This is a genomic window from Methylobacterium sp. NPDC080182 (assembly GCF_050281105.1).
In the GTDB taxonomy this organism is placed as follows: Bacteria; Pseudomonadota; Alphaproteobacteria; order Rhizobiales; family Beijerinckiaceae; genus Methylobacterium.
In genome coordinates, this window is the sequence record NZ_JBNNWO010000002.1 from 181,528 (window position 1) to 200,430 (window position 18,903).

Annotated in this window: 20 protein-coding genes; 5 read left to right on the forward strand and 15 right to left on the reverse strand. The window is 70.2% G+C overall.

The window, feature by feature from the left end; genetic code table 11:
* Positions 1–665: 665 nt before the first annotated feature.
* Together ACQKQD_RS04035 and ACQKQD_RS04040 are read right to left on the reverse strand one after the other, a co-directional pair.
* On the reverse strand, positions 666–1,376 hold the full coding sequence (locus tag ACQKQD_RS04035) for a restriction endonuclease (protein WP_427507553.1): 711 nt from the start codon (positions 1,374–1,376) through the stop codon (positions 666–668).
* Between the two features lie 147 nt (positions 1,377–1,523).
* On the reverse strand, positions 1,524–2,276 hold the full coding sequence (locus tag ACQKQD_RS04040; protein WP_100250882.1) for a class I SAM-dependent methyltransferase: 753 nt from the start codon (positions 2,274–2,276) through the stop codon (positions 1,524–1,526).
* Between the two features lie 211 nt (positions 2,277–2,487).
* Between ACQKQD_RS04040 and ACQKQD_RS04045 the strand changes: the two genes are divergently transcribed.
* Positions 2,488–3,531, forward strand: a complete 1,044-nt coding sequence (locus ACQKQD_RS04045) for a hypothetical protein (protein WP_427507554.1) — start codon at positions 2,488–2,490, stop codon at positions 3,529–3,531.
* 7 nt (positions 3,532–3,538) lie between these two features.
* Here the strand turns inward: ACQKQD_RS04045 and tgt are convergent, their stop codons facing one another.
* Positions 3,539–4,675, reverse strand: coding sequence for a tRNA guanosine(34) transglycosylase Tgt (tgt, locus tag ACQKQD_RS04050; protein WP_427507555.1), 1,137 nt, complete (start codon positions 4,673–4,675; stop codon positions 3,539–3,541).
* Positions 4,672–5,736, reverse strand: a complete 1,065-nt coding sequence (queA, locus tag ACQKQD_RS04055) for a tRNA preQ1(34) S-adenosylmethionine ribosyltransferase-isomerase QueA (protein ID WP_427507556.1) — start codon at positions 5,734–5,736, stop codon at positions 4,672–4,674. The genes tgt and queA overlap by 4 nt, the downstream gene beginning before the upstream one ends.
* A 98-nt stretch (positions 5,737–5,834) precedes the next feature.
* Here queA and ACQKQD_RS04060 point away from each other — a divergent pair, with 98 nt between their 5' ends.
* The 3 genes from ACQKQD_RS04060 (at position 5,835) to ACQKQD_RS04070 (ending at position 7,292) form a co-directional block, all read left to right on the forward strand.
* Positions 5,835–6,092, forward strand: coding sequence for a hypothetical protein (locus tag ACQKQD_RS04060; protein ID WP_427507557.1), 258 nt, complete (start codon positions 5,835–5,837; stop codon positions 6,090–6,092).
* The gene (locus ACQKQD_RS04065) at positions 6,089–6,307 is read left to right on the forward strand and encodes a hypothetical protein (protein WP_091924294.1); all 219 of its coding nucleotides are present in this window, start codon (positions 6,089–6,091) and stop codon (positions 6,305–6,307) included. The genes ACQKQD_RS04060 and ACQKQD_RS04065 overlap by 4 nt, the downstream gene beginning before the upstream one ends.
* Before the next feature lie 97 nt (positions 6,308–6,404).
* Complete coding sequence (locus ACQKQD_RS04070; RefSeq protein WP_427507558.1) at positions 6,405–7,292, forward strand: cation diffusion facilitator family transporter; 888 nt, start codon at positions 6,405–6,407, stop codon at positions 7,290–7,292.
* Between the two features lie 7 nt (positions 7,293–7,299).
* Here the strand turns inward: ACQKQD_RS04070 and ACQKQD_RS04075 are convergent, their stop codons facing one another.
* The 10 genes from ACQKQD_RS04075 to coxB form a co-directional block, all read right to left on the reverse strand.
* Complete coding sequence (locus tag ACQKQD_RS04075; protein ID WP_427507559.1) at positions 7,300–8,556, reverse strand: SfnB family sulfur acquisition oxidoreductase; 1,257 nt, start codon at positions 8,554–8,556, stop codon at positions 7,300–7,302.
* A gap of 42 nt (positions 8,557–8,598) precedes the next feature.
* The gene (gene sfnG, locus ACQKQD_RS04080; protein ID WP_427507560.1) at positions 8,599–9,714 is read right to left on the reverse strand and encodes a dimethylsulfone monooxygenase SfnG; all 1,116 of its coding nucleotides are present in this window, start codon (positions 9,712–9,714) and stop codon (positions 8,599–8,601) included.
* A gap of 212 nt (positions 9,715–9,926) precedes the next feature.
* Positions 9,927–10,691, reverse strand: a complete 765-nt coding sequence (locus tag ACQKQD_RS04085) for an SURF1 family protein (protein ID WP_427507561.1) — start codon at positions 10,689–10,691, stop codon at positions 9,927–9,929.
* Positions 10,688–11,098 (reverse strand): DUF983 domain-containing protein, encoded by a 411-nt coding sequence (locus ACQKQD_RS04090; protein ID WP_427507562.1) that lies wholly within the window; start codon positions 11,096–11,098, stop codon positions 10,688–10,690. Before ACQKQD_RS04090 ends, ACQKQD_RS04085 begins: the two co-directional genes overlap by 4 nt.
* Positions 11,099–11,213: 115 nt before the next feature.
* Positions 11,214–12,077 carry a cytochrome c oxidase subunit 3 gene (locus tag ACQKQD_RS04095; RefSeq protein WP_427507563.1) on the reverse strand — a complete coding sequence of 288 codons (864 nt, stop codon included), beginning with the start codon at positions 12,075–12,077 and terminating at the stop codon, positions 11,214–11,216.
* 147 nt (positions 12,078–12,224) lie between these two features.
* On the reverse strand, positions 12,225–12,836 hold the full coding sequence (locus ACQKQD_RS04100) for a cytochrome c oxidase assembly protein (protein WP_427507564.1): 612 nt from the start codon (positions 12,834–12,836) through the stop codon (positions 12,225–12,227).
* A gap of 10 nt (positions 12,837–12,846) precedes the next feature.
* Positions 12,847–13,011, reverse strand: a complete 165-nt coding sequence (locus ACQKQD_RS04105; protein ID WP_020091409.1) for a hypothetical protein — start codon at positions 13,009–13,011, stop codon at positions 12,847–12,849.
* Between the two features lie 5 nt (positions 13,012–13,016).
* Complete coding sequence (locus ACQKQD_RS04110) at positions 13,017–13,967, reverse strand: heme o synthase (protein WP_020091410.1); 951 nt, start codon at positions 13,965–13,967, stop codon at positions 13,017–13,019.
* A gap of 215 nt (positions 13,968–14,182) precedes the next feature.
* Positions 14,183–15,811 (reverse strand): cytochrome c oxidase subunit I, encoded by a 1,629-nt coding sequence (ctaD, locus tag ACQKQD_RS04115; RefSeq protein WP_020091411.1) that lies wholly within the window; start codon positions 15,809–15,811, stop codon positions 14,183–14,185.
* Positions 15,812–15,861: 50 nt separating this feature from the next.
* On the reverse strand, positions 15,862–16,701 hold the full coding sequence (gene coxB, locus ACQKQD_RS04120; RefSeq protein ID WP_056522032.1) for a cytochrome c oxidase subunit II: 840 nt from the start codon (positions 16,699–16,701) through the stop codon (positions 15,862–15,864).
* A gap of 370 nt (positions 16,702–17,071) precedes the next feature.
* Between coxB and fdhD the strand changes: the two genes are divergently transcribed.
* A complete protein-coding gene (gene fdhD / locus ACQKQD_RS04125) occupies positions 17,072–17,845 on the forward strand; it encodes a formate dehydrogenase accessory sulfurtransferase FdhD (RefSeq protein ID WP_244540015.1) in 774 nt (257 codons plus the stop codon).
* Positions 17,846–17,868: 23 nt separating this feature from the next.
* On the opposite strand, the gene ACQKQD_RS04130 is transcribed toward fdhD, so the two are convergent.
* Positions 17,869–18,693: a hypothetical protein gene (locus ACQKQD_RS04130; RefSeq protein WP_427507565.1), complete on the reverse strand. Its 825-nt coding sequence runs from the start codon at positions 18,691–18,693 to the stop codon at positions 17,869–17,871.
* Positions 18,694–18,903: the final 210 nt, after the last annotated feature.

Genomic DNA, 18,903 nt, shown 5'->3' on the forward strand with positions numbered 1-18,903 from the left:
GCGGCCACCTCGACCGGACCGAAGCCGTCGCGCCATCCCGGCTCCGCATCAGGCCGGTCCCTGTCTTGCACCCCGCTGATCACTGCGCGCGGAGGATCCTGAGGCCGCCCCGTCTGGCCCGTCCGAGCCGCGATCCTGGGACGGAGTCTCCCCGGACCCCGCCTTGCCGGGGCTCTCGCCCTGCGGGATCAGGGGCGCCATGGGCACGCTCTCCACGAGCAGCGCGATCATCTCGGACCGTGAACTCAGGAGAATGGCCGGCGGCTCGCCGGTGATCTGCCGCCATCGCCTGACGAAATCGCCCGCCGGCAACTCGGCGAGAGCGTCCTGTTCGGTCGCGGGGTGGTCCGTTCTGAGGGCTGCGGACTGATCCATGCGCCACAACGGCTCGAACCACGATTCGGCCTCAGCGTCCGGCCGAGATGGTGAAGCGAGCGTTAGTCCGATCGCGGAAGACGATGCCCGCAACGGCGGACCGGCGGGCGAGGCTCAGGTCGCTCGATGCGTAGAGGAGCATCGCGCCTGTCCCTCACGAAAGCGTGCGCGCCGGTCAGTTCATCGGCGGGACAGAGGGAGGCGCGTCGAGGAATGGACCCGGCGCGCGGCCGTGCGGGATGTCGTCGTTCTCATGGGCCCTCGTCGCACGACGCGGGGTCCGAGCGCGGTCAGGCGGCGAGCCGGAAACCGGTTCCGCGGGCCGTGCGGGGCGCGACCGTCGACTTGTCCCGGGGCAGCAGCAGGTCGATCTGCGAGCAGTGCAGCGCCAGGACGTTCTGCTCCTCCGCCATGGCGCGCGCCGCGCCGCTGAACCGGCCATTGGTCATCACGCACGCCGTGGTCGACCCGGCGCGCTCCGCCGCCGCCGCGACGTCCGAGATCGGGAGACACGCGACGTCGCGGTCCGCCCAATGCAGGCAAACGACGACGCGCGTTCGGGCCCGGAGGAGCACGAAGTGGTCCTGATCCTGGTAATCCAGGCGCCAGCCGGCCGCCTTCAGGCACCGCAGCATCAGCGCCTCGAAATGCGCCTGCGAGGCGCTCACGCGGTCGAGGAAGGTCCAGGACGCGACCTCGGCCGGCAGGATCGACGCGAATTCCGCGCTGACCAGACGCCTGAAGCCGTGGAACCGGACGACGGCGCGGAGCGGGCGCGAGAGATGGGCGCGGTGCAGCCTGACGAGTTCCCGGTCCCAGAGCGCCTCGAACGCGGCCGCTCCGCGCGCGTGGTGCTCCATCCACCGGTTCTCGATGATCAGGCGCTCGATCTGCGGTCGGATCGCGCGGCGACACCGCTCGGTGACCCGCTCCTGCAGATGCAACCAAGCGAGCAGAAGCAGGATGGCTATCACCCACAGGGCGAGGCTCGTCGCGAACATGGCGGCGGGACTTTGCGAAATAAGGCCGATGTCGCCATTTATCCGCCGCAGGAATTAAGCGGACATTGCGGATCACATGCGTACTGAACTCATCAGTACAAGTCTTTGGAGATGGTGAATTCTAAATTTATGTCCCCCGGCTGCCGCTCAGGTCCGCATGGCCACGAACATGCTCCGGCCCTGCTGGTGGTAGTAGCCGCTCTCCATCGAGCCACGGATGTCGCGTCCCAGCATGTCGTACTGCTCGTAGACCATGTCGAAGCCGCACTCCTTCAGAAGCTGAATCAGGGCCGGCTTGGTGGGCCAGAAAGAGCGCTTGTTGCTCCACGAGGTCCATTTGTGCGCCTCGAGCTGGCTCGTGTCGTCGAGATCGTGCTCGTGCATCCAGCGACCCGGCAGACCTTCATTCTCGGCGGGCGGCGAGAGCTGGAACAGGGCCTCGTTCGTGTCGGTCGCGAAATGCGTGTGCAGGATGATCACGTCGCGCACGCATTCGGCCATGAGGCGGATGAAGGCGGCCGGCCTGTCGAGATGGTAGAGCAGTCCGCAGCAGAAGGCGGCATCGAAGGGGCCGTGGGCCTCTAGGTTCCACACGTCGTCGTTGACGAAGGCGAGGTCGGGGACGCCGGCCCCATCCTTGACCCGCAGGCAGTTCTCGAAATTGGAGCGGCGCACCTCGACACCGGTGGCGCGCATCCCGGCGCGGGCGAATTCGAGCGTGTAGCCGCCCTCGAGGCAGCCCAGATCGACGATCGACCGGCCGGCCAGCCTGTGCCCGTAGAACAGCCGGAGCGAGCGCAGGGCCGCCTGGGTCCAGGGGCTGTCGGCGATCAGCCAGCCCGCCTCGGGCAAGGTCTCGGACCCGTCCGCGAGGCGGATGTTGTGTGCCGTGAACGTCATGCCGCCTCCCCACGCCGCCCACTCGTGCCGGGCAACGCCTTCGTCCGTCTATACGGGCGGCGGCCGATCGGTTCACGCGCTTTGTCGATCCGCCCGTATCGAACGGTCGACCGGCGGGATGGGTCAGGTCGGCGCGACCGCCGCCTCCACGGTGCGGCCGGGCACGCGATGCCCGCGACGGGGCCCGTCGAACGGCGTATGTAGCCGCCCGATGGATCCGCCCTCTCACAGCCAAGCCGGCCGGCGACCCGCTGGATGGGCCGGCTTCGCGCGCAGCTTCCTCGTCTGCGTCACCCTCATGGGCATGGCGCTGATCGGCTTCGTGGCCGCGGTCGATCCCTACGGACTGCGGGCCGCGCCCGGTCATGCGCCGGGGCCGATCATGGATGCCAATCAGCGGCTCTCCTATCCGCAGATCGCCCGCGGGGGGCCGTTCGACGCGGCGGTCTTCGGCACCTCGACGGCGCGACTGCTCGACCCGCAGGCTCTCGACGCGGCCTTCGGTGTCCGGTTCGCCAATCTGGCGGTGAATGCCGCGACGCCCGACGAGCAGGGTCGGCTCGCCGCGCTGTTCCTGGCCCGCCGGCCGATCCGCGCGGTCCTGTTCGGCCTCGATGCCCCGTGGTGCGCCGCCGATCCGCCGGCCCGGACCGCCCATGCCTTTCCTGACTGGCTCTACGCGGACCGCGTGCCCGGCGATGTCCTGCGTCAGGTCAGCCTGCGCTCGGTCACGACGGCCGTCCGGGCCGGACTCGCCGATCTCGGGCTGACGCGGGCGCGGATTCGCGGAGACGGCTACGCGGTCTTCACGCCGCCCGAGGCGCGCTACGACCTCGCACGTGCCCAGGCCCATATCCGCGCAGGCCGAGTGGACTCGGCGGCGGCGGACGCCCCCGAGCTGCCGATGCCGGCCCTCGACCGCCTGGACGATCTCCTCGGTCGCGTGCCCGCCGAGGCCCTGAAGATCGTGGCCTTCATGCCGGTGCATGCGGGGGCGCAGGGTTCACCGGGATCGGCGGCGGGCCGTCGCGAGGAAGCCTGCAAGGCGCGCGCCGCGGCGATCGGGAAGCGCCGGGGCGCGGTCGTGGTGGATTTTCGCCGGATCTCGCCGCTGACGACCCGGGACGCGAATTATTGGGACGCGCTGCATTACCGCCTGCCCGTGGCGGCGCGCGTCGTCTCGGATCTCGCGCGCGCCGTCGCCACCGGCCGCGACGATCCGGATGGAATCTACCGGGTGCTCGCGCACCCGTGACGCCCGGTCAGGCGGCGGCGCGCTCGGCGCTCGCCCAGCCGGCGCGGGTCTCTGCGCAGTACTCCGCGTAGCGGCCGTCCCGGATCGCCGCGCGCGCGCCGGCCATCAGGTCTTGGTAGTAGGCGAGGTTGTTCCAGGTCAGCAGCATCATCCCGAGGATCTCGTTCGAGCGCACGAGGTGATGCAGGTAGGCACGGGAATAGTCCCGCGCGGCCGGACAGGTCGAGGTCTCGTCGAGCGGCGCGGTGTCCTCGGCGTGGCGGGCGTTGCGCAGGTTGACCCGTCCGTGGCGCGTGTAGGCGAGGCCGTGCCGGCCGGCGCGGGTCGGCATCACGCAGTCGAACATGTCGATGCCGCGGGCGACCGCGCCGAGGATGTCGTCCGGCGTGCCGACGCCCATCAGGTAGCGGGGCTTGCCGGCGGGCAGGTGCGGCTCGACCGTCTCGATCATGGCGAACATGACCGCCTGCGGCTCGCCGACGGCGAGGCCGCCCACCGCGTAGCCCTTGAGATCGAGATCCGTCAGCGCGCGGGCGCTCTCGACGCGCAGGGCCGGCACGTCGCCGCCCTGGACGATGCCGAACAGGGCCCGTCCCGGCTGCTCGCCGAACGCGACGCGGCAGCGCTCGGCCCAGCGCAGCGACAGGTGCATGGCCTTCTCGATGGCCCCGTGATCCGCCGGCAGGCGGACGCACTCGTCGAGCTGCATCTGGATGTCGGAGCCGAGCAGACCCTGGATCTCGATGGAGCGCTCCGGGCTCATGTGATGCGCGGTGCCGTCGATGTGCGAGCGGAAGGTCACGCCCTGCTCGTCGATCTTCCGCAGGGCGGAGAGCGACATCACCTGGAAGCCGCCGGAATCGGTCAGGATCGGCCGGTCCCAGTTCATGAAGCGGTGAAGGCCGCCGAGCCGGGCCATACGCTCGGGGCCGGGCCGCAGCATCAGGTGGTAGGTGTTGCCCAGGACCACGTCGGCGCCGAGATCGCGGACCTGGCCGGGGTACATGGCCTTGACGGTCGCGGCCGTGCCCACCGGCATGAAGGCCGGGGTCCGGATCTCGCCGCGCGGCGTCCCGATCACGCCGGTGCGGGCGGTGCCGTCCCGGGCCAGCAGGTCGAAGCGGAAGTGTGCGCTGTCGGTCATGGGGTGTCCGCGCCCGGGCCTGGGTAGAGCAGGCTGGCGTCGCCGTAGGAGTAGAACCGGTACCCGGCGGCGATCGCGTGCGCGTAGGCCGCGCGCATCGTCGCGAGACCTGAGAACGCCGAGACCAGCATGAACAGCGTCGAGCGCGGCAGGTGGAAATTGGTCACGAGGGCGTCGACCGCGCGGAACCGGTAGCCCGGCGTGATGAAGATCTCGGTGGGTCCCGAGAAGGGCGCGAGCGTGCCGTCCGGTCGGGCCGCGCTCTCCAGCAGCCGCAGCGCCGTGGTCCCGACCGCGACGATCCGGCCGCCCGCGGCCCGCGCGGCGTTCAGGGCCTCGGCCGTGGCGGCGTCGAGGATGCCGATCTCCGCGTGCATGCGGTGGGCCTCGGTATCCTCGGCCTTGACCGGCAGGAAGGTCCCGGCGCCGACATGCAGCGTGACGTGGTGGCGCCGCAGACCGGCGGCGTCGAGATCGGCCAGCAGCGCGTCGGAGAAGTGCAGGCCGGCCGTGGGAGCCGCGACCGCCCCCGGATTGCGGGCGTAGACCGTCTGGTAATCGGTGGCGTCGCGGTCATCCGTGGCGCGCTTGCCCGCGATGTAGGGGGGCAGCGGCAGGGCACCCTCCGCGGCGATGGCCGCGTCGAGGTCGGGCCCGGCCCGGTCGAAGGCGAGGACGATCTCCCCGGCCTCGGCCTTCTCGAGAACGGTTGCCGCCAGATCGCCGAAGCGCAGCGCGTCGCCCGCCGCGAGCCGCTTGGCCGGACGCGCGAAGGCGCGCCAGCGGTCGGGAGCCTCGCGCAGGTGGAGCATCACCTCGGTGCGCTGGCCGGGGGCGCCGGGCCGTGTGCGCACGCCGTTCAGCCGGGCCGGGATCACCCGCGTGTCGTTGAAGACCAGGGCGTCGCCGGCCCGGAGGGCCTGGGGCAGGTCGCGCACGGTCCGGTCGGCCAGCGGCGCGCCGGGTCGGACCACGAGCATCCGCCCGGCGTCGCGCGGCTCGGCCGGGCGGAGGGCGATGCTGGTCTCCGGCAGATCGAAATCGAAGAGGTCCACGCGCATCGCCGGCTGCCTGCACCGAACGGCACGCGGTTTCAACCGCGGAACCGCCGGGGAGCGCGTCCGTTTCCAGCGTCACCGAGACGCGAGGCTCCCGATCCATGCCCTGGTACGCCGTTCGCCCCCGTGACGCCGCCGATCCCCGCTGGCCGCTCCCCGGCACGTCCGAGATCGTGCTGAAGGCCGAGGATCCGGAGACCGCCCGCGCGAAGTTCGAATCGGCCTACCCGAGCCAGCCCTTCGGCAGCCCTGGAATCCCGGTGCCGAACACCGGCGTCGGCAGCTTCCGCGGTGATCCGGACGCCCTGGTCGTGGCCGAGACGGGCGAGCCGCCGGCGCAGCGGGGGAGCGACGCGTGACGCCCCGCGGTCGCCCCCGGCGGGTTACCCTCGACGGGCAGCTCCTCGGGTACTGGGAGCGCGAGGCCGCCCGGCTGGAGACCCTCGCCGCCGGCGCGCGCTTCGCCTGGCAGCGCCGTCGCTACCTGCGCAAGGCGGAGGCCGCGCGCGCCAAGGCGGAGCCGAGCCGGCGGCGCGAGGCCGCCCGCGACAACGGCGGCGCGTCGGAGACTTAGCCGCGGCTAACACGTTTTCGGCGGCGTCGAACCTTTGCCGTGGCCTTGGCCGCGGCCGGTGCCGTATGGGCGCGGCGTCACCCCAACGGCGCGAACCATGGACCGCACCCAGAAAGCCGCCCTCTTCAGCGCGGGCATCGGCCTCGCCGTCACGGCGATGAAGTTCTACGCGGCGTGGCTCACCGGCAGCCTCGCCCTGTACTCCGACGCGCTGGAGAGCATCATCAACGTGGTCGCCGCGGTGGGCGCCTTCGTGGCCCTGCGGGTGGCGGCGCGCCCGGCCGACGAGGACCATCCCTACGGTCACCACAAGGCCGAGTTCTTCTCGGCGGTGATCGAGGGCGCGCTGATCGTGGTGGCGGCGCTGCTGATCCTGCGCGAATCCTATTTCGGGCTGCTCGCCCCGAAGCCCCTCGACGCGCCCGCGGTCGGCCTCGCGATCAACTTCGCGGCCGGGATCGTCAACGCGGTCTGGGCGGCGGCACTGATGCGCTGGGGAAGGCGGTGGCGGTCGCCGGCCCTGATCGCCGACGCGCGCCACGTTTTCGCCGACGTAATCACGTCCTGCGGCGTCCTGGCCGGCGTCGGCGCCGTGGTGGTGACGGGCTACCCGGTCCTCGACCCCGTGGTGGCCGGGCTGGTCGCCATGAACATCCTGTGGTCCGGCTTCCGCATGGTCCGGGAGTCGGTGGACGGCCTCATGGACAGGGCCGCCCCGGCCGAGATGGTGAGCCAGATCCGGTCGCTCATCTCCCAGCACGGCGAGGGCGCGCTGGAGGCGCACGACGTGCGCACGCGCTCCGCCGGTCAGGCGACCTTCATCGACTTCCACCTCGTCGTCCCCGGCGCGATGACCGTCGAGGATTCGCACGCGATCTGCGACCGGCTGGAATCCGCCCTGGAGACGACGATCCCCGGGGCGGTGGTGACCATCCACGTCGAGCCCGGCGAGGAGGCCAAGGCGCGGGGATTGCCGGTGCTGTAGGCGCCGGTCAGCTCCAGGCGTGGAGCGGCGGGTTCACGCCATTGAGGGCGTGGTTGCCGACGACCGCGTATTTCCAGCGGACGGGATCGTGCAGCGTGTGCGTGCGCGCGTTCCGCCAGTGACGGTCGAGATTCTCGGCGGCCAGAGTTGAGCGGGTCCCCGACAGCTCGAACAGCTTGTTCGACGCCGCCAGGGCAACCTCGGTGGTCAGCACCTTCGCCTCGGCGACCGCGATCTGGGCCGCCGCGACCGTCTCGGCGTCCGGCCGCGCGACGGCCGCGTCGAGGGCGAGACCGGCCCGGTCGAGCAGCGCCTCGGCGGCGTGCTGCCGGATGGTCAGGTCGCCGACCGCCTGGATCGTGTAGGGATCGTCGGACGCCCGCTCCAGCCCGCTGTCGATCCAGGGGCGGGCCTTCTCGCGGACGAAGCCGATGGTGTCGTCGAGGGCCTCGCGGCCGATCCCGGCATCGACCGCGGCCTGGATGATCTGGAACACGGCGCCGTCGGCGGTCGGCGCCGCGTAGCCCTTCCAGGCGGGCACCAGATGGGTCTTGGGCACGCGCACGTCGTCGATCAGCACGGTCCCGCTCGCCGTGCCGCGCTGGCCGAAGCTCGACCAGTCGTCGATCACCGTGAGTCCGGGCGCGTCCCGCTCGGCGATGGCGTACCAAGCGCGTCCCTCGGCATCGAGGGCGACGATCGGGACCAGGTGCGCGAGGAGGGCGCCGGTGGCGTAGAACTTCCGGCCCCGCACCACGACGTGGTCGCCGTGATCGGTGAAGCGCGTGTCGAAATCGGCCGCCCGCTTGGTGCCGCGCTCCGAGAAGGCGTTGCCGAACCGCGTTCCGCGCAGGACCTCGCCGAACAGCAGGTGCTTCTGCGCCTCGTCCGACACCGTCCGGATCGCCGCCAGGATGCCGAGATGGTTCTGGGCGATCTGCGCGATGGCGGGATCGGCGGCCGCCACGATGGCGATGACCTGCGCGAGGGTCCGGTAGGAGACCTCGGGGCCGCCATAGGCGCGCGGCACGTTGATCGACCAGAGGCCGCTCTGCGAGAAGGCGTCGAGCTCCTTGAGCGGCCGCACGGCGTGGCGGTCCCGCTCCGACGCGCCGGCCCGGAACTCGGCCGCGAGCCCGTGGGCCACGGCCAGCGCCTCGGCGTCGTCACGGATCACGTAGGCGGGTGAGGGCGGCCGCGCGGGGCCGGGAGCGCCCGGGCGGTGCTCCGGCTCGAGCGTGCGCGCATCGACGGCGATGTTCATGGCTCACTCCGATCAGTCGGGATACGGTTCGGCGGGCGGCGCTCAGGCGGCCTCGGCGCGCCGGTCGCGGGCGGCCTCGAGGGCGCGGACCCGCGGGATCACGTGCGCGCCGAAATACGCGACGTCCTCCTGGAAATGCAGGAAGGCCAGCAGGGCGAGGTCCGCTCCGGCATCCTTGAGCGCCAGGATCCGCTCGGCGATCTGGTCTGGCGTGCCGATCAGGTTGGTCTTGAAGCCGTCGTTGTACTGAACGAGATCCTCGAAGCTCGACTTGGCCCAGTTGCCTTCCCCTTCCGGCGAGGCCTTGCCGGCATTCTTGACCTCGTGACCGAAGGCCTTCACGGCGTCCGGGTCGGCGTTGTCGATGATCTCCTGAAGGACGGCGCGGGCCTCCTCCTCGGTGTCGCGGGCGATGACGAAGGCGTTGACGCCGATCCGGGGATGATTGCCGGTCTCGGCCGACTTGGCGCGGATATCGTCCACCTGCGCGCGGATCGTCTCCGGCGTGCCGCCATTCGTGAAGTACCAGTCCGACACGCGGGTCGCCATGTCGCGCGCGGCGCGCGACGAGCCGCCCTGAAAGATCTCGGGCAGCGGCTGGGCCGGCTTCGGCTTCAGCGTGTAGTCGCTGTAGCGGTAGAAGTCGCCGCGGAAGGTGAAGCTGTCCTGCGTCCAGATCCCGCGCAGGCTCCGTATGAACTCCTCCGACCGGCGGTAGCGCTCGTCGTGGTCGAGCCAGGGCTCGCCGATCGCCCGGAACTCGCCCGAGAACCAGCCGGAGACGATGTTCACCGCGATGCGGCCTTCGGTGAGCTGCGAGATCGTGGCGATCTGCTTGGCGGCGAGGGTCGGATGCCAGGGACCGGGCAGGAGCGCGGCAATCACCTTGAGCTTGGTGGTCGCGGCCAGCAGGGCGTGGCTGAAGGCGACCGATTCGTGCTGGTACTCGGCGCCGTAGCCCGCGGTGAACCGGATCTGCGTCAGCCCGTAATCGAACCCTGCCTCCTCGGCGATCTGCGCTAGCTTCCGATTGTACTCGGCGTCCCAGCTCGTGCGCTGGGGGATCTTGCTGATGACAAGCCCCCCGGAGACGTTGGGCACCCAGTAGGCGAAGCGGATCGGCTCGCGCGCCGCCGCGTCGGCGAGATGGCTGGTCATCCGGCGTTACCTCAGTTGCACGGCGGTCCGGCGCCGTGTCGTCTTCGGATGATCGCCGCGAACTGAATACACTATGCAGAACGCGACCGATCGCTCAAGAACACCGAAAGTATTCCGGGGCGATGGCCGTCGGTCAAAGGAACGGGTTGCCGTTTTTGAGCCGATCTCGGCGAGACTCTTCTTCGCCGAGATCCTGCGCGCGCGGCTTTGTCCTAGGCGGCGCGGGCCGCGGGCGAATCGTGCAGGCGGCGCCACGCGAAGACCGAGAACACGCCGATCAGGCAGGCGGCGAGGCCGAACCACGTGAATGCGTATTGCAGGTGGTTGTTCGGCAGGTCGACCCGGAGCTGGCCGCCGCGCGGCCACGTCGTCTGCCCGGGAACGGCGTCGGCCTCGATCAGGTAGGGCTCGACCGTCCCGAGGCCGCGCGCCGCCGCGATGCCGGCGATGTCCCGGTTGAACCACTCCCCGCGGGCGAGATCCGGCTCCGGCACGAACATCGCGCGGGGCTCGCTGGCGCGGAGAATGCCGGTGACCGTCGTCGGCCCGTCGATCAAGCCGTCCCGGCGGTCGCCCTGCGCCTTCAACTCCGTGGGGACGAAGCCCCGGTTGACCAGCACGACGCCGCCGTCCTCCCGGCGGAATGGCGTGAGCACGTAGAAGCCCTGGAGGGCGCGGCCCGGCGTCTCGCCCGGCGCCAGTCCGTGGACCAGGGTCTCCCGGTCGTTGAGGAACTGACCGTTGACCCGGACATGCCGGAACTCGTCGCGCGCCGGATCCCAGACATCCGCGGCCGGAGGCGCCACCGGCTCCGCGCGGCTCTGGCGCACGATCCGGGCGATGAGATCCTCCTTCCAGGCCCTGCGCTCGAGCTGCCACGTCCCGAGACCGAGCAGGATGGCCAGGGCAACCAGCGAGGCGAGCCCCGGCGCGACCAGGTCGCGCCAGCCAGCGCGGTGCGGTCCGCTCGCGGTCACGACTCGAAGCGCCCTTGCTCCGCCCGGTTGCTGAACTGCAGGGCGATCAGCAGGCCCTTGAGGGGCCGCACCAGGATCAGGCTGAGCCCGACCGAGAGGGTCAGGGCCACCAGGGCGTGGACCCAGATCGGCGGCTCGTAGGTGATCTCCAGCCAGAGGGCGAGACCGACCACGATCAGGCCGACGATCGACATGACGAAGAACGCCGGCCCGTCCGCGGAGTCGAAATGCGCGTAGTCGAGCCCGCACGCCTCGCAGGAGGGGCGCAGGCTCAGGAACCCTTTGAACAGGTGACCCTCACCGCAGCGCGGGCACCGGCCGCGCAGGCCGGTCGGGATCGGCGGAGGCGGCGAGTAGGTTCGGTTGTTCACGAGCACACTCCAGACCTGTTCCGTGCGGGACCCCATCGACCCGGGCGCGGGCCGCTCTCGTCGATACGGGGTTCGCGCGGCGTCGGAAACGCAGAAGGGCGGCCTGAGCCGCCCTTCGCAGATCCGCCATGCGGCGACGGGATGGTTCCGCTCAGTGAGCGCCGCCGCCGTGGAAGACCCCCGAACCCCACACGTAGATGGCGGCGAACAGGAACAGCCACACGACATCGACGAAGTGCCAGTACCAGGCGGCGAACTCGAAGCCGAGGTGCTGACGCGGGGTGAACTGGCCCGCGTAGACGCGGAACAGGCACACCGCCAGGAAGATCGTGCCGATGATGACGTGGGCGCCGTGGAAGCCCGTCGCCATGAAGAAGGTCGACGAGTAGATGCTACCCGAGAAGCCGAACTCGGCGTGGCTGTACTCGTAGGCCTGGCAGGCGGTGAAGAGCACGCCGAGGATGATCGTCAGCCACAGGCCGTACTTCAGTCCCTTGCGGTCGCCCTCGATCAGCGCGTGGTGCGCCCAGGTGACGGTGGTGCCCGAGGTCAGCAGGATCAGCGTGTTCAGGAGCGGCAGGTGCCAGGGATCGAACGCCTCGATGCCCTTCGGCGGCCAGACACCGCCGGTGAACTCCACGCGCGAGACCTGGATCGGGTCGGCGGTGTAGAGGGCGGCCTCGAAGTAGGCCCAGAACCACGCGACGAAGAACATCACCTCGGAGGCGATGAACATCATCATGCCGTAGCGGTGGTGAAGCTGGACGACGCGGGTATGGTCGCCGGAATTGGCCTCGTGCGCGACGTCCTTCCACCACGAGTACATGGTGTAGAGGACGCCGATCGTGCCGGCCCCGAAGATGTAGGGACCGGGAGCCAGGGTGCCGATCGTGAGGCTCTTCATCCAGAACACGGCGCCGAACGCCATGAGAAAGCCCGAGAAGGCCCCGATCAACGGCCACGGGCTCGGATTCAGGATGTGGTAGTCGTGATTCTTGGCGTGCGCCTCGGCCATCGTCCCGTCGCTCCTCACCCTCGCGCCCTGCACCGTTCCCGGCCTAACGCTGTTCGTTGCTTGCCCTAGGCCGGGCGCGGCACGCACCACACCCAAGCTTGCTCGCAGCTTTAGTCGCTGCGGCCCCGTGTTGTCACGGGTCCGCGATCAGAAATCGCCCTTCGTTCCCGAGGAAGACGATTTCGCCACCGTCGCCTTCACGGGTTCACCGTTCTTGGAGGCGAAGTAGGTGTAGGACAGCGTCATCTCCGAGAGATGCGCGGTGTTGGAGTCGTCCCGAACGGCCGGATCGACGTAGAACACCACCGGCACGTCCAGCGTCTCGCCCGGCTGGAGCGTCTGCTCGTTGAAGCAGAAGCACGCGATCTTGACGAAGTAGCCGCCCATCAGACCCGGCTGGACGTTGAAGGTCGCCACACCCGCCGAGGGCGCGCTGCCGGTGTTCTGCACGCGGAAGAAGACCGTCTTCGTCTCGCCGAGCTTCGCCTCGACGCTGCGCACTTCCGGGATGAACTTCCAGGGCAGCCCAGGCGCGACGTTCGTGTCGAAATGGACGACCATGCTGTCGTCGGTCCGCGCCGCGGAGGCCGAGAGGGCCGGTCCCTGCCGGGGCGTGCCGTCGTAGCCGGTCGCCTTGCAGAAGGCGTCGTAGAGCGGCACCGACGCGAAGGCGAGGCCGATCATGCCCACGGCGAGACCCGCGCAGGCGAGGGCGGTGCGCGTGGCGGCCCGGTTCGATCCTGATGGAGGAATTGTCATCGGGGGCGCCTCAGAGCGGCCGGGTCAGGATCTGAGGGCCGAGCTTGACGATCGTCAGCACGAAGAACAGCAGGACCCAGGCTCCGAGGGCGAGCGCGATCGCGATCGAGCGCTTGCGGCGGCGCGCCTCCTGCTCGGGCGTGAGCGGCCGGTACTGGATCTCGGGATCCGCCATGGCGCTCAACCCAGGACCGGACGGAACAGGCCGAAGCTCTGCTCGGCCAGGAGCGCCGAGAACAGCGCGAACAGGTAGAGGATCGAGAAGCCGAACATGCCCATGGCGGCGCGCCGCTCGGCATCCCCCTCGCGGTTCCGCAGTACCCGGATGCTGAACGCTACCATACCGAGGCCGCCCACGAGGCCGACCACCGCGTAGACGAGGCCGCCGAAGCCCAGGGCCACCGGCACGAGGCCGAGGGGTGCGAGCAGCAGCGAGTACCAGACGATCTGGCGGCGGGTGGAGGCGGGGCCGGCGACGTTCGGCATCATCGGGATGCCGGCGCGGGCGTACTCGTCGGCCTTGATCAGGGCGAGCGCCCAGAAGTGCGGCGGCGTCCAGATGAAGATGATGGCGAACAGGATCAGCGACTCTACGCCGACCGACCCGGTCACCACCGCCTGCCCGATGACCGGCGGCAGGGCTCCGGCGGCGCCGCCGATGACGATGTTCTGCGCGGTCGCCCGCTTCAGCCACATCGAGTAGACCACCGCGTAGAACACGATGGTGAAGGCGAGGAGCGCGGCGGCCAGGAGATTGGCGGCGAGCCCGAGCACCACCACGGAGGCGACCGAGAGGAACAGTCCGAAGCCCAGTGCCTCCTGGGAGGTGATCCGGCCCGACGGGATCGGCCGGGTGGCGGTCCGACTCATGACCGCGTCGATGTCGGCGTCCCACCACATGTTGAGGCAGCCGGACGCACCGGCGCCGACCGCGATGGCGAGGAGCGAGATCGCGCCGATGGCCGGCTGCACGTGGCCCTGCGAGACCACCATTCCGACCAGTGCGGTGAAGATCACGAGGACCATCACCCGCGGCTTCAGCAGGGCGAAGTAGTCCGGAACGTCGCCGCCGGCGGTCGTGAGGGCCGGGGCCGGAACGTCCGGTCCGATCGTGTTCGTCAGGCTCGTCATCGCGTCTGCCGCTGCTGTGTCGGCGCCCGGCCGCGCGCGTCACGGCCGAGTCGTGTCTCGAAATCGACGTGTTCCAAGGATCGGCGTGAGCGGGGCCCGGGACTTCTCCCTCGGCCCGTGCGGGTCGCCCTCATCGCTCGCCCTTGCCGGGAGGTCGGCCGACCGGCCTCCGGGGAAGGGCGAGGGCCGCGGACGCGGCCCTCGCGGGATGTCTATCAGTGCGCGCCGGGCTCGTCGACGATGCGGGGCAGCGTCTCGAACTGGTGGAACGGGGGCGGGGAGGAGAGCGTCCACTCGAGGGTGGTGGCGCCTTCGCCCCACGGGTTGTCCGCGGCCCGCTCCTTCGAGCGGAAGGCGAGGATCACGCCGATCACGAACACGAACATGCCGAGCGCGAAGATGTGGCCGCCGTAGGTCGACACTTTGTGCCACTGGGCGAACGCGTCCGGGTAGTCGGCGTAGCGGCGCGGCATGCCGGCGAGGCCCAGGAAGTGCATCGGGAAGAACAGGACGTTCGCGCCGATGAAGGCCAGCCAGAAGTGCAGCTTGCCGGCCCATTCGGGGATGATGTGACCGGTCATCTTCGGGAACCAGTAGTAGACACCGGCGAAGATGATGAACACGGCCCCGAGGGACAGCACGTAGTGGAAGTGCGCGACCACGTAGTAGGTGTCGTGCAGGTACTTATCGACCGCCGAGTTGGCCAGCACGACGCCGGTGACGCCGCCGACCGTGAACAGGAAGATGAAGCCCACCGCCCAGTGCATGGCGGCGGTGAAGCGGATGGAGCCGCCCCACATGGTGGCGATCCACGAGAAGATCTTCACGCCGGTCGGGACCGCGATCACCATCGTAGCGAACACGAAGTAGGACTGCGTCTGCAGCGACAGGCCGACCGTGTACATGTGGTGCGCCCACACGACGAAGCCGACGACGCCGATCGCCACCATGGCGTAGGCCATCGCGAGGTAGCCGAAGACGGGCTTGCGCGAGAACGTGGCGATGATGTGCGACACGATGCCGAAGGCCGGCAGGATCATGATGTACACTTCGGGGTGACCGAAGAACCAGAACAGGTGCTGGTACAGGATCGGGTCACCGCCGCCGGCCGGGTCGAAGAAGGTCGTGCCGAAGTTGCGGTCGGTCAGCAGCATCGTGATGGCGCCCGCGAGCACCGGCAGCGAGAGCAGCAGCAGGAACGCGGTCACCAGCTCGGCCCAGGCGAAGAGCGGCATCTTGTGCAGCGTCATGCCGGGCGCGCGCATGTTCAGGATCGTGGTGATGAAGTTGATCGCGCCGAGGATGGAGCCCGCGCCCGACAGGTGGAGCGCGAAGATCGCGAAGTCGACGGCCGGGCCGGGATGGCCGGCGGTGGAGAGCGGCGGGTAGACGGTCCAGCCGGTGCCGGCGCCGGACGCGCCGGGCGCGCCCTCGACGAACAGCGAGCACAGCAGGGAGCAGAAGCCCGCCACCGTCAGCCAGAACGAGATGTTGTTCATGCGCGGGAACGCCATGTCGGGCGCGCCGATCATGAGGGGCACGAACCAGTTGCCGAAGCCCCCGATCAGCGCCGGCATCACCATGAAGAACACCATGATGAGACCGTGACCGGTGACGAACACGTTGTAGGTCGCGGGGTTCGAGAAATACTGCAGGCCGGGCGCCTCCATCTCCATCCGGATGCCGAAGGAGAGGAACGCGCCGATGATTCCGGCGCAGAAGGCGAACAGCAGGTAGAGGGTGCCGATGTCCTTGTGGTTCGTCGACAGGAACCAGCGGGCGAAGAACGACGGCTTGTGGTCGTGGACCTCATGGGCCCCGGCATGGGCTGCGGCTGTAGCCATGGATTCGAATGCCTTGTGGATCTGATGGGGTCTGTTCGATCAGCCGGGGCTCAGCGGGCCTCGGCGAAGCTCGTGCCGTTGTCGATGCGGGCGTACTTGGTCTTCGCCTCCTTCAGCCAGTCGGCGTAGGCCTGCTCGCTGACCACGCGGACCACGATGGGCATGTAGGCGTGGCGCTGGCCGCACAGCTCGGAGCACTGACCGTGGAAGGTGCCCTCCTTGTCGGCCTTGAACCACATCTGGTTCAGGCGGCCGGGGACGGCGTCGATCTTGAAGCCGAAGGCCGGCATTGCCCAGGAATGCAGCACGTCGGCGGCGGTGACCTGGATCTTCACGATCTTGTTGACCGGAACGACCATCTCGTTGTCGGTCTGCAGCAGGCGCGGCTGCTTGTCCTCGTCGATGTTGGCATCGAACGTGAAGCCGCCGCCGGCCTCGGTCTGCGGGTACTCGTAGGACCAGTACCAGGCGTGGCCGACGACCTTGACGATCATGTCGGCCTTCGGATCCGAGAGCTGCGTGCGCAGCAGGCGGAAGGACGGGATCGCCACGGCGACCAGGATCAGCACCGGCACGATCGTCCAGGCGACCTCGATGGCGGTGTTGTGCGTGGTGCGCGACGGCGTCGGGTTCCGCTTCTCGCCGAAGCGGTAGACGCACCACAGGATGAGCCCGAGGACGAACACCGAGATGGCGAGGGACAGCCAGTGCAGGCCGATCTCGAAGTTCAGGATGTCGCGCGCGTTCTCGGTGACCGGAATCTGCCGGTCCATCTCCCACGGCACGGGCTGACCGAAGCCCGCGGCCTGCGCGCCGGATATCGGGAAGAGCAGGGCGCCGAGAGCGGCGAGGCTCCAGAGTGACCGGTTGATCGTCCGCACCGTCCGCATCTGCCTCTCGTGGCTCCCCTGAAACTGTCTGGCTGCCGCCGGACCTCCCCGTCTTGAACGCGTGCGGGATTGTACCGACGTGACGGAGTACCGGTTGTGTCACCCGGCATTATCCGACCGGCGCTTCAGACCACAAGGGCCGGCCACGTGCAACCGCACAAGCGTCGCATCGCGCGCTTTCCCGCCAGTTGACGGCGCCTCGTGGCGTCGGCGCACTAGGGGCCAGCGAAATCGTTCCCCGTCGCGTCGCGCCGGGGATGAAGCGTCGCGACGCGTTCGTGCCACGCCTGCGGAGTTCGAGATGTCCACCCAAACCGGCAGCCCCACCTCCGGTCCTCTGTCCTGCGCAGTGCCGGCGCCGATGCAGGTGATGACCTATACGGGCTCGGCGCCGAGGCCGGACACGCGGGCGCTGGCCGTCGAGGCGCCGGTCAACCTCGTCTACGGCAGCGTGCCGCACGCCGTGATGATGGCGACGCCCGCCGACCTCGAGGATTTCGCCTACGGCTTCAGCCTGACGGAGGGCATCGTCGACAGCGCGGAGGAGATCCGCGCGACCCGGGTGGAGACGGCGTCGGACGGTCTGCGCCTCCACGTCGAACTCGCGCCGGGCCGGCTCCGCGAGCATCTGGCGCGCAAGCGCGCCATCAGCGGCCGCACCGGCTGCGGGGTCTGCGGCATCGAGGACCTGGCGCAACTACCGCAGGCCGGTAAGCGGGCGGACTCCGAGGTCCGGGTCGGGCTGCCCGCCATCGCCCGCGCCCTGTCGAATCTCGACAGCGCCCAGCGCCTCGGCGCGGAGACGCGCGCGGTCCACGCCGCGGCCTGGGCGCGCCTCGACGGCGGCCTCGCGGCGGTGCGCGAGGATGTCGGCCGCCACAACGCTCTGGACAAGCTGATCGGCACCCTGATGCGAACCGGGACGCCCGTGGACTCGGGCTTCCTGGTCATCACCAGCCGCTGCTCGTTCGAGATGGTCGAGAAGGCCGCGCGGCTCGGCGCGGCCGTGATCGTCGCCATCTCGGCGCCGACGTCCCTGGCCCTCGACCGGGCCCGGTCCTACGGCATGACGCTCTGCGCCATCGCGCGGGCCGACACCGTGACGGTGTTCACGGGAGCCGAGCGGCTGACGGACGGCGCGTGACGCGCCGGTTCCGTCCGCCGAATTTACTCGGCCTGGCCCGGGACGATGGTCGCGCCGCCGATCACCCGAACCGGCTTCTTGTCCGTGGGCGGATCCTTCCAATCCTTCGCGGCCGGCTTGGCCGTCTCGGCCACGGCGGCGTCGGCCGGCTTCGACGGCGCGGCGGGTCGCGCCGCGGGAACCGGGGCCGGCGACTTCTCGATCGCCGCCGCCTTGGTCTCGGGTGCGGGACCGGCGTTCGGATCCGCCTTGGCCGTATCGGCCGGCGGGAGCTTGGGGGCCGGCGCCTCGGGAGACGTGCGGGGGGGCGGCTTCAGCTCCGGCGTCCGGGCGAGCGCCCCGCGCGCGACCCGCTTTGGCGGAGCGTTGGGCGGAGCGGTCCGGCCGACGCTGTCGGGATTCACGCCTTCGGGATTGGCCTCGGGCCGCAGGGCCTCGGTGCCCGGCCGGCGCTGGGGCCGCGCCACCGGACCGTCCTCGGACGGGACCGGCCGCATCGCGCGGCGGGGCACGACCTCGTCCTCGGTCCAGCCGAAGCCCGGTGCGGGTCGCTCCAGCCGAGCGACGGTCTCGGGCGCACCGATCGGCCGGCGGCCCACGATCCCGCCCGTCATGGGATCGACGAACAGCCGGACGGGCGCGCCGGCGGGACCGACGGCGTCCACCACGTAGACCCGCCCGTCGAAGCGCGGGCGGCTCAGGCCGCTGAACCCGCGATCTGCGAGGCGCCAAGCGACGACGCGAGGCGGAAGGACCTCTTCCTCGAAGGCGAATTGCGCGCGCGCGCCGCCCGATGCGCCCAGGAGAGCGAGCGCCGACAGGCACGCGGCGCGAAGCGTCCGGCTCATCGGGCTTGGGAGGCGCGCAGCGGCTCTGCTCGTCATCGTCACTCTTGTGCGTTCTGGGTTTGGAGACCCGGCAGAGTGTCCGGTTCGTGTCCGGTTCCGGCATGGTCCGGGCCGGTAGACCCGGACCTCGACCATGCCGGCGAGGTCGTTGCCCCGCATGCCGCTTGTGCTCGGCACGACCCGTAGAACCCGCGATTCGGGCGAGATTGC